Below are 14,981 nucleotides of genomic sequence, written 5' to 3' on the forward strand. Positions count from 1 at the left end.
TGCGAAGCTGGTGCGCGAAAGGCCGGTCGTTGCCGATCCGGCCCAGCCACAGCGTGAACTCGTCGTCGGCCATCGGACGAAATCCTGCTCAAAACAGGAAATGAAGGTACGCAAAGGAAAGGCTGCAAGGGCCTCCAACCGTGGCGCCATCGTCAGCCGCAGAAACGCGAGCATAGCGCGAGCTGTGGCGCCACCCCGGAGGCATGTCCGGCGCGGCCGCGCTGGCTTGGCTCCATCAAAAGCGACGTGCAGACGCCACTTTCGGGGCCTCATGGAGGCACCCCTTTTACCTTGCCTTACCCCCGCCCCCGTCTCCCGGCGCCACATCCTTCCCTATGTTCGCTATTTGTTCTATCGTTCCTGCTTTCCCGATTCGAACAGCGGAGCGCGCCATATGAGTATCCGGATAGAGCCCTGCGGCGATGCCAGATTGCGGCTGTCAGGCGATGTAGAAACCGTGCTGCACCTGTCGCCGAAAGCCGTCCAAGACGGTTTTGCGATCGCCGTTTCCGACGGCACGTTGCTGCGCGGCAGTTACGATAGCGAGCGCGATGAATGCAGCTTTTCGGTGGATGTCGAAGGCGCCGGGCTGATCGCTATCGCGCGCGAAACGCGCGGCGATGTGGTTGATCTGGGCTGGCGGATCGACTGGATCAGCGTGGCCGCCGGTGCCGACGCGCTGTGTCCGGCAGGCGCTTCCGATGACGATCTGCAGCAGGAATTCCGCTTCGCGGATAAGGAAAGAAGAGCGGCTTAAGCCGCCTTGGCGAGCGTCTCGATGCGCAGCTTGCACGTCTCGCGAACGAGGTTTTGGAGCAGCGCGACGCGCTCGGAGATCCACGCCAGTTCTTCGGGCGTGATTCGATAAGAACGCGAGTAGCGCGCCTTCACATAGGCGTCGCGCAGCAGCGAATAGCTGCGCTTCTGAAACCGGTTCTCGCGCGTCCAGACAGACCGCAGCGACGGCTCCAGCTCTTCAGCCATCTCGCGCAGCCGGTTCAGATTATGGGTCTTGGGCGAATAGAGCGTGCGGACGAGAAACAGGCAATGATAGAAGCGTTCGGTTGCCTGATGCAGCAGGAAGGCTGCTTCCTTATTCCACCCGCGCGCCGCATTATCGCGCGCGTTCACAAAGAAGCGTTCCGCGCTCTCAAACCACTCCTCGAAATAGTCCCGCGTCTCCTGCAATGCCTGTTCGGGTGACAGCGGCTGCGGTTCGACGAACGGATAGCCGTCCTCCTCGAACAGCACGATGCCGTCGCGAAGGATGTCCATGAAGAAGTAGCGGCCGAGCCGCAGCTTCTCGTTCACATCGTCAAGGCTGTGATAGATCAGGCTGACGGGCGTGCGCAGATGATGCCCCGCCGAAAGCTCTTCGAGCAGCTGCGCTTCGGCCTTGTCCCAGTACTCCGAAACGTCGGTAAACTCTTCGCGATTGACGACGACGAGCAGGTCATAATCGGAGAAATAGCGCCCGACCGGGTCCTCGACCCAGTCGCCCCGCGCATAGCTGCCGAACAGAATGATCTTGAGAATCTGCCCACCGCGCGTGTGTTCCTGGGTGCGGCGGCTGGTCGAAAACGCGAACCCGTCGTGCAGCACCTCGACCACATGCGCCAGCTCGCGGCGCTTGCCTTCGGGTAGATGGTCGAGGCTTGTCTTCATGGGGACAGATTCGCGTCTTCGGGGTCAAATGCCAAGCAAATAGATGACATGTCGGCGGGCTCAATGCCCGCCGGCCGGATCGGTGTGGTTCACAATATGCAGCATCGCTGCTGCCAGATGCTTCTCGACCTCGGCGACACTGATGCCGAGTTCGTCGGCGATTCTGGCATAATCGAGGTCCCGGAACCGCGCCCGCTCGAACACGGCAAGCGGCAGTTCGTCCATTGTGGCGAGCGCCTGTTCGATGCGCCGCAGGACCTCGGCAAGATTGGGCTCATGGGCCATGATGTGGCTCCTTTCACAGGAACGGCCCGGCGACGGCGAGCGCCGCCGGGAAGGAGAAGAGGTCACGCGGCCTCGCGGACCGGCTCGATATCGGGCTCGGCTGCGATCAGGCTCGCGATCACCGCCGAACGGTCCGCAGCGCGAACACCGCCGCGCTCGGTGTAGCTCGACGCCGGAAACCGCAGCCAGCGCGGCACCCAGCCCTCGACCTTGGTCCGTCCGTTGCTGCCGCTGATGCAGTCGCGAAGTATGCCGCGCAGCGTCTTGCCGCTCTCCTTCGCGTTCGCCTCGGCGACCTCGCGTCCCGCGACCTCGGCGACCATTTCGGAGAGCGTTTCGCGGTCGCGGATCAGGTCGAGCAGGGCGTCGTCCGCCTGCCAGACCGGGGCCATGTCGATGTTCAGATAGAGGCCGATGGCATCGACGATGTCGCTGCGTGCGTCGAGCGTCTCGCTCATGACGATGGCGAGAATGTCGAGCAATTGCGCGTCGTCCAGCTTCACGAGCTTGGCGAACAAAGCTGCCAGCCCCTCGCCTTCCCCGCCGGTGATGGTCGGCGTCTCGGCGTCGAACCCAAGCAACGCCAGCATTGCCCTACGCTTCTTGTCGAACGCGGCGTCGGACGCGCAGGTTTCGACGCTCTCGGCCACCGCTTCGCTTGTCGTGCGCTGCGGCTCGACCCGAACCGCCCATAAGGCAGAGCCAGCGATCATATGCGCGACCGCCACCCGCAGCGCCACACCCGGCGCCTCGGCGAGCTTCGCGCGCACCGCCGCGTGGCGATGCAGGTCGACATAGTCGTTGCCGGTGGCGGTAATTTCGGGGCGCCTGGGCTTTTCCGGCGCTTCGCCGCTCGCCAGCTTCCGCGCTTCCTTGAGGCTGATATAGCCTTCGTGAAAGGTCACCTCGCCGCGATAGCCGATGGCGATATAGACCTTGCCGCCCTGCCGCTTGGCGCGGCGCTCATGCTCCCATGTGTGGAAAGGCTGCCCGGGTTCGAGGACAATGACCTCGCGCCATCCCGCTTCGCGATAGGTCTCGGCGCGTTCTTCAACGGCAGCATGCTGCGCGGTCCAGAACGCTTCGCTGTCGGCGAAATAGCTGTCCTCGCCGAACAGGTCGGAAACGGTTTCGCCGGCGAACGTGGAAAGGTCGAACAGCGCAACCGTGATGGAGATCGATGCGCCGCCGAACAGCCATGCCTTGAGACCTTGGCCTACCGGCGCGCGGGTTTCGGGATCATCTACCAGTGCCAGCCATTCGCGCTGGCGCACCTTGGACGCGAGGGTCAGATGCCGCACCGTCACTGGGTCGATCGCTTCGTTGCGATAAAGCGTGCGGATGCGCGGCAGGAGATTGCCGAGCGCCAGCGTGCGCTTCACCTGTAGCTGCGTAAGCCCGAAGGTAAGCGCGATATCCTCGGGGCTGCGACCTTCGCGCACCAACCGGGTGAACGTCTCCCAGCGGGTGACCTCGTCGGGGTCGAGCCTTGCGATATTCTCGATCAGCGAGGCTTCGAGCGCTGCCGCGTCGTCGCCTGCGTCGATCACCGCGCAGGGCAGTTCGTCGATGCCGCCGCCTTCCTCTGCCACCGCGAGCGCCGCGTGGTACCGCCGTTTGCCCGCGACGATTTCGTAGGTGTCGGGACTCCCATTGGCCCGCACGATCAGCGGCACCAGCACGCCGCGCGCCCTGACCGACGGCAGGATGTTGGCGATGTCGGGTGCCTTCTTCGCACCCCCCATGTTGACGGACGAAACGCTCAATTTGGCGATGTCGATATGCTTGAGTTCCATGATTCTGCTCCTTCTTCAAACACCGCACCGCCCCGGAAAGGGGGTGGGCGGCGAGGAGCGGACCGGCAGTCCCGCTTGAGCGGCGCGCTGCACCGGCTCCGAAGGAGCCCAACAAACATGCACTCTCGAAGCCGGACGGCCGGCACGGCGGCGTGCGCGCGCATGCCGTGCACCAGCCGCTGCCGTGCCCTCCGGCCGGATCGGGTGTGCCGCGCGGCAATCAAAGACGCTGTGACCTCTGGCGGTTTGGAACAAAGCCGCCAGTGTGCGCTCCGCTGAACCCCGCGTTCCGCTTGAGCCGCGCCAGCCGGTCCCCGCGTTAGCTGATCGTCACCGCGTCAGCGGCCGAGACCCATCCGGGGCTCGATGGAGCGCCAGCGGAATAGAGCACGGTCGCGCCGGAGGCGCCAAACGCCCGACCGGCCGACACGCAGCGCTGTCACGGACTGGTCATGTTCTGAGAGCATAATCGCTGGCGTCCACAAGACACCGGAAGCGGATCGCCGAAACCTTTCTTTGGGGGCGCGCCACCCGACGCTACCCAGAGCCCATGTTGGTGCCCGTTTTCGAATGCGGAGCTCGCGCTATGAAGCATTCGCCTTATTGGATCGGTCTCGATGTCGGGGAGACGCAGACGAGCATATGCGTATTTGGAGACGGCGAACTGCCGCTTCTAGAGCGCGCCGTTCCGTCAGAGGCGGCAGCGATCTCGGAAGCACTGGCGTCCCTCCGCGGCGGCCAAATAGCTGACATGGTAATGGAGAGCGGCACAGACCGAGGTCTGGCTCTTCAATTGTGGGACCTCGGCTTCCCATTCTCCATCGCTGTCGCCAGCAAAGCGCATCGATTCCTGTCGATTCGCTACAACAAGACCGACATAAACGATGCGCGGGGCCTTGCCGACATTGCCCGACTGGGTCGAGCCAGCCAACTCGCGATCCACATTCGGAGCAGCGAGTGCCAAACGCTACGCGAAGAGCTCATTGTACGGCGGCAGCTGGTCCGTCAGCGCACAGCCATCTTATGTTCGTTGCGCTCTTTGTTGCGGAACAACGGCAGCAGGATCAAAACTCTACCTCTGAACAAGCAACTTCGGTCGAAAGTCGAAGCTGAGGCCGCCACGATCCTCGCGCTCGGATGCGAGGGGGCGAGCGAGCGCCTGCTGCCGATGCTTGGATATGTGAGGAACTTACCGCCTATATCGTCGAAGCGGATCGGCGCATCGCAAAGTTTGCACAAACGAATCCGGTCACGCGCCGCCTTATGCAGGTGCCTGGCGTGGGGCCAATCTGCGCCGCCTCCTTCTACAGCATCATCGAAAATCCTCATCGGTTTGCCCGCTCGACAGACGTGGGGGCGTATCTCGGCATGGTGCCGAAACTGCGGCAGTCCGGCACCTCGCTTCATCATGCGCGGATCACACGGACAGGAAACGCGATGACACGCAGCCACCTGTTCCTCGCCGCCAGCGTGATGCTTACCCGCTCGGTCGAGCAATGCGCAATTCGCGACTGGGGCGCCGCTCTCAGGGCTCGGGTCGGCTATCGAAAAGCTCGGCTCGCGGTCGCAAGAAAGATCGCAACCGCGATGCTCAGCATCTGGAAAACGGCTGCGACTTTGTGCCCTACCCAAAGCGTCAGCACTCCCTTGCGGGAGCGGCGGATTTGGTCTCCGATGCAAACCGTAGAGATGCGTCTCTGAGTTACATGGTGGAGCCAAGTCCGCCGAACTTGATCGACTAGCTCCCTTGCGGGAGCGGCAGGTTTGGTCTCCGTCGCGAATCGTAGAGTAGCTTCTCTGAATCACATGCTGGAGCCAAATCCGTCGTTAGAGGCTCACCCACAGTCGCCGGGTGGCCGGTGCGCATGTTCAAGTCGCTTGACCAAAGGCACCGGCGCGCTGACCCAACAGTGTTCTCATCGCCCGGCTCAAAAGCGGCGCGTACTCAACTCGATCACGGCACCCGAGCCGACTCGAGCTGTCTCCCTGCGCGACTGTGAGTCGGATGCAATGTCTGCTCTGCGCCCTAATCTCGGTCATTCCGACCCCCCCAGATTTACCCCGAAAGCTGCCGTTCGTTCATGCATCAATCAAATGGCATGGTGCGGAACATTGCGGTCCATCGCATCAATGCGGCGCGGTTCAGAGCTTGCTCGCCGACTGTCTGCGCGTACCGTCGATCAACTCAATCGGCGACACTTTCTGCCCGGCCAACGTGGCATCGTTGCGCGCCCCAATCAGCCGTTCGTGTTTCTGGCCCATCTGACCGACGTCGAGCACGACATAATAGCCTGCGGTAGTTTCCTCAGCGGCCGAGTATCGTTCGAGCTGCTTGGTGTAGCCCGAGACCAGCTTGGTGTTGGTCGATAGCTTGATCTCGACGAGCACGCGTGAGATGAAACCGGTCGAGAGTTTGAAATCGACCGGACCATTGCCGGTATCGGCCTCGGGCGTGAGGTCGATATTGTTCGCCTTGCAATAGGCGTAGGCGATCGCGAAGAAGAGCCGCTGGGCCGATTTCTCCGGGCGCGGCTTGCCCTGATAATAGAGTTCTTCCGACAAGCGGCGATCCTCGATCAGGAAGCGGAACTGGGCAATGATGTCCTCGACGACCGCGCAGACGCCGGCGGCGTCCGGCGACCGCAGTGGAGTGATCGACCGCGGTTCGCTGGCGGCGATCTCCTCGGCGATCCTGCGCCAGACAAGCTCGCCGAATGGATCGCCCGCCATGTCATAGGGCTTCGGGTTTGCTCCGCGCAGCATCTCGAGCACGGTCTCGAACGCGTTGGTGCCCGACATCGCCCAGCGCTTGAGTTCCCCCTTGTCCTTGAGCGTCTTAGCCTGCCAAAGTGCGGCGACGTGATCATTCACCCGCGAGCGCAACTCAGCATTTTGAGAGGCGGCTGTGCTAATGTCGGCCCAGTCCTTGGCGATCGGCAGCGCCCGCAGGATGTCCGCCGGCACCAAGATGACGGGGCCATTGCCGCGGATGAACGGGTGGGCGGGCAGCTTCGCGGAATAGCTTTTGCCATTTTTCAAACGCAGCATATGGACTTGGAGGGGTACGTCGAGCGTCGCGAGGACGCGCGTGTTAAACCTCAGCAGATCCTCGAAGATGACGTTGGTGGTCATGTCGCTGATGCGGTCGGGTCCGAAGCCTTCCTCGAACAACGCCATTGCGGCAAAGAGGTCGGGATCGTTGATGCCAAGCGCGACGATGTCGCGGGCTGTTTCTATCAGGCTTGCGGTCGCCTGCGGCCCCGATCCGCTCCCGGCCACCGAAGCGGTACCATAGCCTAGGCAGGTGCCGTTGATCTCGGGGAAGGACAGGAGTCGCTCGGCATTGCGCCAAGCCACGCCGCCCTTCGCGTTGGCCGCAGCGAGCAATTTGATCGCCATAGAGAAATGCTTTTCATACGAACCGCGTGCGCCCTCCCGGATTTCAGCATGGCTGCTGTGCTCGAGCAGCATCGGGTCGATGAACAGGGCGGTGTCGACATTGAGCGTTGGATCGAGCACGCCGGCCAGTGAAAGCCGCGCCGGATCGATACCAAAATGCCGCGAGAACCGGATTGCCGATGTAATCTTGCTCAGACCGGACCTCCCCCATTGGCGTCGTTTCCCGCCGCGATGCCACAAATAGGAGATTGGTTCATCTTGCCCGGAGACAAGTAGCGCTCGTGAATTGTCTTGCGATCGTCCACCCTCGATGATGAATTAGCGCGATGCGCCGCCCGATCCCCCGTCACCGCCAAGCACTGGACCGAGTGGATTTGCGCACCACGCGCTCGACCATTAGCTGTTACAACGACCTTCCCGAGCGGCAGGCGCGGTTTGACGCCTATGCGATCGACCCGGCGCTGGTCGATTATCGCGTTCTTACTGAGTTCTAGCGGTGCCCGAGGGATTTGCATGGCCGACAGGCAAACCGAAATCGAAGTGATCGATGCGCGCCAGCTGGTGAGGATCGAGGCTCTCCACCGAGGATTTCTCTACCAGCATCTCTATGGCGCGAACTGTCTGCTGCGGGCCGGCCCGGCCGGTGTCGAGCGTGTCGTGGTCGAAGGCGACGAGGATGTCGAAATTGTCCTCGCGAACCGCAGGATCTACGTCCAGATCAAAACGCGGCTCGAGGCGCTCGCGATGGGCGATGTCGAAAGCGCGCTCGCGCGCTTCGCCGCAATCCGGGAGGAGCATCAAAGCGGCGCTCGCACCAGCTCGGCGCGCTTCGTCATTTCCTCCAACGCGGCGCCAGCGGCAAAGTTGACCGCGCTGCGCGCATCCCCCGACTGGCCCGAGGATGTCGAGTTGCATTGGCCGGATAGTCCCGAGCCGGGCGAGCCTTGCCTTCCGAGGCCGCCGAGGGACGTTGCCGAGGCCGTTGCCGCGTGCAGCGCGCTGGCGGCGGAACTTCCTTTCGCGATGCTGCGGCCGGAGACGCTGACCTGGAAGCTTGCCGGTCTGGTGATGCTGGCTTCTGCCGGCGCGCCACCCCGCGAGGATCATGGCTTTTCGCGCGACGAACTGCCCGATCTGTTCGAGCAGCTCGTCGTGCAGATGCAGGAGCTGCCGGTCCCGCCGCTCGTCTACCGCGCGCAGATCGACGAGCCGCCCTTGCTGGGCGAGGAGCATGTGCGGATCGTGGCCGGACTGTCGGGGGCCGGAAAGACCGCGTGGGTTGCCGAGGCTGCGCTGCACGCGCCTGTGGCCGTCATTTATCTCGACGTCGTCGAGACCCCGGGGCCGGCGTTGGCGTCGGCATTGGCGCGCGAATTCGCGGCGAGGATGTTCGGCCGGACGCGCGAAGTGCTCGGCGAGATCCTCCTTCCCGGGGCCAGTGGGCTGGACACGCTCGGCGCGCTCAGCGTCAAGCTCGGCGAAGGGGCGCAGCACGCCCATGTCGTCATCGACAACGCGCACCGCGTGCCCGCGGCCGACCTGGCGGCGATCGTCGCCCGCGCGCCCAACGTCCGGTTCCTGATGCTGTGCCAGCCCGGTCCCGAGGTCGAGGCGCTGGAGGCAGGTCTCGGGGTTCGCGCCGAAACCTTGAGCGGCTGGGACGAAGATACCATCGCTGCGGCGGTGACGGATGCCGGCTGCCGCGCCGATTTCGCGGATTGCGAGCGGCTCTCGCGCCTGACCGGCGGATTGCCCTTCTACGTGCTCAACGCAGCGGCCGTCGCGGCGCGCGAATATGGGGGATCGATCGCAGCGCTGTGCGCCGATGTCGAAGCGCAGACGCATGTCGTGGCGATCGCGCAGGAGATCATTCTCAAGCGCGCGTTCGAGGGCCTCTCCGCCGAACAGCGCGAGACGATCGTGGTGCTGAGCCTCGCCGATATCGCGCTGTCGCGCGACGAATCCTCCCGGCTGCTCCAGCAGGTGTTCGCGATCGACGCAAAGGCGAGCACGCTCAGGCTGCGCGACCTCCCCGCGACCGGCGCGCTTGAATTGTTCGGCAATGCCGGGATCAAAATTCACGATGCGGTCCGGGTTCTGGCTCAGGGGGACCTCGCCCGAAGCGGTGCCGAGCGCCAGCTGCAGGTCAGGTCCGTCTTGCGTGATATCATCGTCGCTTCGATCCGGCAGAACTGGAGCGTGGGCAAGCTCAGCCTGCTCATCCGCCTGTTCGGGCAAACAGGTCAGTCGCGCGTGCTGGTCCAGATCGCGACCGACGAGCTGTTCCATGAAATGGGCGCCTGGCCCGAGATCGAACCTTATCTGATCGCGATTGCGGACGACGTCGATGCGGATGCCGACACCCGACTGTGGGCGCTCGACGGGCTGGTGTTCAACGACCTGCGCGAAGGCCTTGTCGATCGGGCACTCGGTCGGCTGACGGCGATGAAGGCCCTGGTCGACGGGCATGATCTCGATGACGATGCCTGGCTCGCCTGGGGTAACAAGCGCATGCTCGCGCTTTCGGGCAATGAGGATGTCGAGGGCACGCTCGAAATGTTCGCCGAGGTCGAAACGCTGCTGCCCGATAGCGCCAAGCATCGCCGCATCTTTCGCTACAACCGCGCCTTGGCCCTGTTCAAGCTAGGACAGCATTCCGACGCCGCCAACGAGGCGGCGGAGCTGGTCTCGGAATATTATGATATTCTCGGGCTCGACCCGGCAGACGTGGTCGGACGCAACGCGCCGGAGCTGAAGCCGCTGCTCCCGAAGCGCCGGGATTTGACGGACACGCTTAAGCATATCGCCGACAGCCTCGACCTCTATGCGCAGGCGCAAGGGGGGATGGGGCTGCGTTCGGGCCTCGCCCGCATCCATGCGATGAAATTCTACGAGCTCGCCCGGACGCCGCAATCGATGGTGCGGGTCGGGCAGGATCTGGTCGACGAGCTGGTCTGGATCCACGATTTCCAGGGCGCCCGCGATGTCTTGGAAAAGACGGTCTTCCCCACCATCCAGTCGATGGGCTTGCTCTCCGAAGTCCTGCCGGCACGGGCGCTCTATGCGGTCGTGCTCGCCTATTGCGGCGATCACGATGCCGCCGATGCGGAACTCCAGCGCATCCTCCCATACCGCGATGCGATGCATGCCGGGCATCGCGCGGCGCTTGCCGATCAGCAGGCGCTGATCTCGGGGCTGCGGAAGAATGGGGGGCCACCGCAGCGCGAATTTGTACCGCCGCCGGCCTTACAGGCGCTGTTCGACCAAAGGCGCGGCAAACAACCCAAACCGTCGGAAAGGCGCACGAAGATCGGTCGCAACGAGCGCTGCCCTTGCGGATCCGGCGTGAAATACAAGCATTGTCACGGACGCTGACAGCCTGGGGACGTATTCGTCGGATTGGCCGTCGTCATATCCACTAAGTTTGAGCTTCGCTTTGATCTGGCACGGCCTGGAGCACATAGCCGTCGAATATTGTTCTGTTGTATTCCAAGCGGCTCAGAATCGGCATGAGGGTCTCGACATCCTCGCTGGTCGATACGATGACCTGCTGGTCGCCCTTCCTGTGCGCAGCAGCGCGTTCGAGAAGGGCTCCGAAGCTTACCTTCGATGAAGATTGCGGCCGTTGTGAAGCGCCTTTGCCGCGCGACTTTGTCACCGCCGGCGGGAAAATGTCGCAAATTGTCGCAAAACGTCAGTCGTCGATGCGCTTTTCCGATCCGCTCTCGCCGGCGATCCAATAACCGCCAGCCTTGGTCCATTCGCGCGGATGGCCCATCGCCTCGATGACGTGGAAGCGCACTGCGCGCGCAACCGTCGCCTCGGCCGCGATCCACACATAGCCCTCGCCGTCCGGCAGGGTGAGACCTTCGAGCACGGCGACGATGCGATCCGCCTCGTCCCCGCCCTCGCTGCGGAAAGTCCAGTATTCGGCAAGTCCTTCGCGCGCGGGAAGCGGGAAGCGGTCCTCCGGTGCATCGACGCTCGCGACAACGAACACCGGTACACCCGGCCGCAATTCCTCCAGTCGACGCCCGATCGAGGGAAGCGCGGTCTCGTCACCAATCAGCAGATACCAGTCAAAATCGTCGGCGATAACGGTCGACCCCTGCGGACCGCCGATGCTCAGCGTATCACCGGGCTGCGCTTTCAATGCCCAAGCAGTGGCGGGCCCGGCGTCATGAATTGCAAAGTCGATGCTGAGCGTTTGCGCCTCGATATCGAACGCGCGCGGGGTATAGTCGCGCATCGCCCGGCCGCCTTCGGCATCAGCAAAGAACAGTTTGATATGGTCGTCCGCGCCCTGGCTTTCGAAATCGGCGAGATCGGGGGAGGTGAAGGTGAGCCGGATCATGTGCGGGCTGAGCTCGACCCGCTCGGTCACGGTCAGCTGGCGGCGGCGGCGCTCGCGCCGGATGCGCGTGGTCTTATGCCGTTCGGTCATATCAGGCTCCCAGCGATGCGGTGGTCTCGTCGAAAAGCGAGTCCACCTCAATCTTGTGCGGGATGATCTTCTGTTCATACGCCCAATCGATCGCCATCCGGATGCCCTTGCGATTGGCCTCCAGCCCGACGGGCGGAAACGGATCGGGCAGTCCCCCCTCGGTCATCTCCCGGCTTTCGACCAGCATGCGAAAGATCTCGCGAACGACGTCCGGCCGTTCCTTCGACAGGTCGGCGCGCACCGCGAACATATGGTTGATCGGCACGACGCCCTCGCGCGCATACCAGTCCTTCGCCGCTTCGAACGGATCGGGGACGAGCCGCTGAACGCGCGGATCCTTGGGCAGATCGACACCTTGAAGCGTCGCGACCAGTTCGCCGTCGAGCATCATCTGCCCGATATCCGATCCCTTTGGCAGCCGCTCGCAATTGGCCGGGTCTTCATATTCCGCGAGATGTCCGTCGCCCACCGTGCACCACGTCACCTTGTCGAGGTCGACGCCATATTCGTGCTTCAGGATGCCGCGAACCCAAAGGCCCGTGGTCTGGGCATAAGTGCGCACGCCGACGCGCTTGCCTTCGATATCCTTGGGTTGAAGCCCCGGAAACAGTTCCTTGTTGAAGCCGGCGCAATGATGCTGGAACCGCCCCGAAATCGGGATCGGCAGCAGCACCCAGGGCTTGTCGTAGATTTTTGCCTGAAGCGCGGTGACAATGGCGAGCTCACCGCAATCAAAGGCGTTTTCGCGCAGCATCGCCTTGAAACCGCTATGCGCCTTTTCCGGACCGCAAATATCCAGTTCGACGATATCCGAAGCGCGCACCCGCCCTTCCTTAAGCGCCATGGTTTGCGGATAATCCTGGATATTCGCCTTCAGCGTCGTCGTCGCGGTACTTGCCATCGCCGCCGTCCCTTCAGTAGAGCTTCACTTCGATGAGCGAGGGCCCCGGCTCGCCGGCCGAACGCACCATCGCGCTGTGGAAATCATGCGCCGTGTCGACGCTGACGCCGGGCACACCCATGCTCTTCGCCATGGCGACCCAGTCGATCGTCGGCCGGTCGATATCGATCATCGACATCGCCTGTGGCCCCGGCGCCTCGCCCGCGCCCATGTTCGAATATTCCGCCTTCAGGATCGCATATTGGTTGTTGGCGAAGATGATCGTGGTGACGGGCAGCCCCTCGCGCGCCTGCGTCCAGAGCGACTGGATCGTGTACATCGCGCTGCCGTCGCCGACCATGCAGAAGGTCCGGCGATCGGGGCAGGCAAGCGCTGCGCCGGTTGCGACCGGCGTGCCGTACCCGATCGAACCGCCCATATTGTTGATGAGGTCGTGCGGTAGCGCGCCCATGGTGAAGCCCATCGTCTGCCGCCCGGTGGTCAGCGATTCGTCGACCAATATGCAGTTTTCGGGGAGCGCCGCGGCAAGCGCATTGGCGATGCTCTCCGGATTGAGCGCCCCGCTAGGTGGCGGTGTTTCGACCCGCTCCTGCAGCACCGGCGCGGTATCCTTCAGGCCGAGCGCGTCGATCAGCATCTCGAATCCCGCCACGCTGTCCTCGTCGGGTTCGACCAGCGAATGGACCGTCGTTCCCGGCGCCTTGAGCAGACTCGGCTTGTCGGGATAGCTGAAGAACGCCACCGGCTCCTTCGTCTCGACGGTGACGATGTGCCGGAAATCCTTCAGGAACGCCTGCCCGCCCGCGACCGCATAGGGAATGCGTTCGAGCGGCACGCGTCCGGCTCCGCGCTCGATCCGCGCGGTGAAGAATTGCGAGCCCAGCCGACAACCGGTTCCCGCCGCAACCTTGCCCGCCAATTCAAGCGCGCGCCCGCGCGTCGCCTTGTTGCCGAGAATCATCAGCACCGGCTCACCCGACCGTAGCACTTTCGCGACCTGATCGACGCGCGCCTGATCGGGCGCGTTGCGGCCGGAAGGCCGGGCGGGCGGCAGGACCGCCTCGCCCGCATTCTTCCACGCCGTATCGCCGGGCAGGATAAGAGTGGCGATCTTGCCCGGATGCGACGATGCTTCGGCCACCGCCGTCGCCGCGTCCCACGCGATCGTTGTCGAACTGTCCGCGCGCCGCACCCAGTACGACAGTGGCCGCGCCAGCCCCTCGATATCGGAGGTGAGCGGCGGATCATAGCTGAGATGCTTCAGCGAATGCTCGCCGACGATGTTCACCATGCCGCTCGATGCGCGCTTGGCGTTGTGGATATTGGCAAGTCCGTTGGCCAGCCCCGGCCCGAGATGGAGCAGCGTCGAAGCGGGCTTGTCCGTCATCCGGTACCAGCCGTCGGCGGCGCCGGTGCACACCCCCTCGAACAGGCACAGCACGCTTTTCATCTTCGGATTGTCGAGCGCGGAGAGGAAATGCATCTCCGACGTGCCGGGATTGGCAAAGCAGATGTCGACTCCCTGGTCGACCAGCGTGGTGACGAGACTTTCGGCGCCGTTCATCAATAGCCCGCCAGTTCGCGGCCCTGCCCGACCACGCCATAGCTTCGCGTCGGCGCCGACATCAGGAATTTATACCCCTCGTCCAGCAGTCGTTCGACATTCTTCGCATTGGTGTGCGGGTTGCCGACCGCCACGTCATGTTTGCGGCAGATGGAAACGATGCGGTTCATCGCGTCGACCACCTCGGGATGTTCATATTGCCGCGGATATCCCAGCGCCTGGCTGAGATCGCCTTCACCGATCAGGACGAGGCCGATGCCGGGCACATTGCCCAATATCTCGTCCAGATTGTCGATCGCCTCGGGCGTCTCGCACATCATCCCGACCAGAATCTCGCCATGCGGGGCGAGCGGCCAGACATCGGCTTTCGCGTAATAGTCCTGCTGCGACAGGCCCCAATAGCGCGCGGCCGACGCCGGACCGTCACCGCGCACCCCCTTCGGCTCGTACAGTGCCGCGCCCTTCGGCTTGGCATAGCGGCACGAAGCCACCGCATTCCACGCCTGCTCCACCGTCGAGACATGCGGGGTGATGACGCCGTATACGCCGCGATCGAGCACCTGCTTTGCCTGAAACTGATTCACTTCCGCGCCATTCGCCGGAATTCGCGCGATCGGCGTCACCGACGGCGCGACCGATCCGCTCTCGGCGATCTTCTTGCGGTTGAGCATATATTGCAGCGCGTCGCCCAGCCCCGCCACGTCATAGGGGTTGTGCTCCATCTCGAACACGATCCCGTCATAAGGGGCGTCGGTCATTTCCTGCGCGATCAGCCTGTCGACCTTGGCAAAGCAGGAAAAGGCGGGCTTACCCGATTCCCAGGCGCGGATGATCCCGTTAAGGCGTGTTTCAGTCATGCAATCCTGTCCATCAATGCGGGGCGAAGCCTAGCGGCAAGCGCGCGCTGCCGCCGATCAATACGGTTCA

12 protein-coding genes and 1 pseudogene are annotated in these 14,981 nt (G+C 63.5%); 5 read left to right on the plus strand and 8 right to left on the minus strand.

Features of this window, described 5'->3' with window-relative positions; translation table 11 throughout:
* Positions 1–394 precede the first annotated feature (394 nt).
* Entirely contained in the window at positions 395–757 is a 363-nt protein-coding gene (locus KY084_RS14670; RefSeq protein WP_219239234.1) for a hypothetical protein, read from the plus strand.
* Here KY084_RS14670 and KY084_RS14675 read toward each other — a convergent pair.
* From KY084_RS14675 to KY084_RS14685, 3 genes are all read right to left on the minus strand, one after another.
* Entirely contained in the window at positions 754–1,665 is a 912-nt protein-coding gene (locus KY084_RS14675; protein WP_219239235.1) for a HEPN domain-containing protein, read from the minus strand. The genes KY084_RS14670 and KY084_RS14675 overlap by 4 nt on opposite strands.
* A gap of 60 nt (positions 1,666–1,725) precedes the next feature.
* A complete protein-coding gene (locus KY084_RS14680; protein WP_219239236.1) occupies positions 1,726–1,950 on the minus strand; it encodes a sigma-70 region 4 domain-containing protein in 225 nt (74 codons plus the stop codon).
* A 62-nt stretch (positions 1,951–2,012) separates the two neighbouring features.
* On the minus strand, positions 2,013–3,746 hold the full coding sequence (locus KY084_RS14685; protein WP_219239237.1) for a ParB/RepB/Spo0J family partition protein: 1,734 nt from the start codon (positions 3,744–3,746) through the stop codon (positions 2,013–2,015).
* Positions 3,747–4,332: 586 nt separating this feature from the next.
* Here KY084_RS14685 and KY084_RS16445 point away from each other — a divergent pair.
* Positions 4,333–4,734, plus strand: a pseudogene (locus tag KY084_RS16445) (IS110 family transposase); the annotation flags it as partial.
* A gap of 149 nt (positions 4,735–4,883) precedes the next feature.
* On the plus strand, positions 4,884–5,447 hold the full coding sequence (locus KY084_RS16450; RefSeq protein WP_246587218.1) for a transposase: 564 nt from the start codon (positions 4,884–4,886) through the stop codon (positions 5,445–5,447).
* Positions 5,448–5,888: 441 nt separating this feature from the next.
* Here the strand turns inward: KY084_RS16450 and KY084_RS14695 are convergent, their stop codons facing one another.
* A complete protein-coding gene (locus tag KY084_RS14695) occupies positions 5,889–7,385 on the minus strand; it encodes a hypothetical protein (RefSeq protein WP_219239238.1) in 1,497 nt (498 codons plus the stop codon).
* A gap of 128 nt (positions 7,386–7,513) precedes the next feature.
* Here KY084_RS14695 and KY084_RS16630 point away from each other — a divergent pair, with 128 nt between their 5' ends.
* A complete protein-coding gene (locus KY084_RS16630; protein ID WP_281421917.1) occupies positions 7,514–7,639 on the plus strand; it encodes a hypothetical protein in 126 nt (41 codons plus the stop codon).
* Between the two features lie 19 nt (positions 7,640–7,658).
* A complete protein-coding gene (locus tag KY084_RS16455) occupies positions 7,659–10,520 on the plus strand; it encodes an SEC-C metal-binding domain-containing protein (RefSeq protein WP_246587220.1) in 2,862 nt (953 codons plus the stop codon).
* A gap of 319 nt (positions 10,521–10,839) precedes the next feature.
* Here the strand turns inward: KY084_RS16455 and KY084_RS14705 are convergent, their stop codons facing one another.
* From KY084_RS14705 to KY084_RS14720, 4 genes are read right to left on the minus strand one after another with little or no spacing between them, the layout of a single operon-like run.
* The gene (locus KY084_RS14705; protein WP_219239239.1) at positions 10,840–11,589 is read right to left on the minus strand and encodes a siderophore-interacting protein; all 750 of its coding nucleotides are present in this window, start codon (positions 11,587–11,589) and stop codon (positions 10,840–10,842) included.
* Position 11,590: 1 nt separating this feature from the next.
* Positions 11,591–12,490, minus strand: a complete 900-nt coding sequence (locus KY084_RS14710; protein ID WP_219239240.1) for a substrate-binding domain-containing protein — start codon at positions 12,488–12,490, stop codon at positions 11,591–11,593.
* A 13-nt stretch (positions 12,491–12,503) separates the two neighbouring features.
* Positions 12,504–14,054 (minus strand): acetolactate synthase large subunit, encoded by a 1,551-nt coding sequence (locus tag KY084_RS14715; protein ID WP_219239241.1) that lies wholly within the window; start codon positions 14,052–14,054, stop codon positions 12,504–12,506.
* Positions 14,054–14,911: an HpcH/HpaI aldolase family protein gene (locus tag KY084_RS14720; RefSeq protein ID WP_219239242.1), complete on the minus strand. Its 858-nt coding sequence runs from the start codon at positions 14,909–14,911 to the stop codon at positions 14,054–14,056. Before KY084_RS14720 ends, KY084_RS14715 begins: the two co-directional genes overlap by 1 nt.
* Positions 14,912–14,981: the final 70 nt, after the last annotated feature.

The sequence above is a fragment of the Stakelama flava genome (genome assembly GCF_019351405.1).
Lineage (GTDB): Bacteria > Pseudomonadota > Alphaproteobacteria > Sphingomonadales > Sphingomonadaceae > Sphingomonas > Sphingomonas flava_A.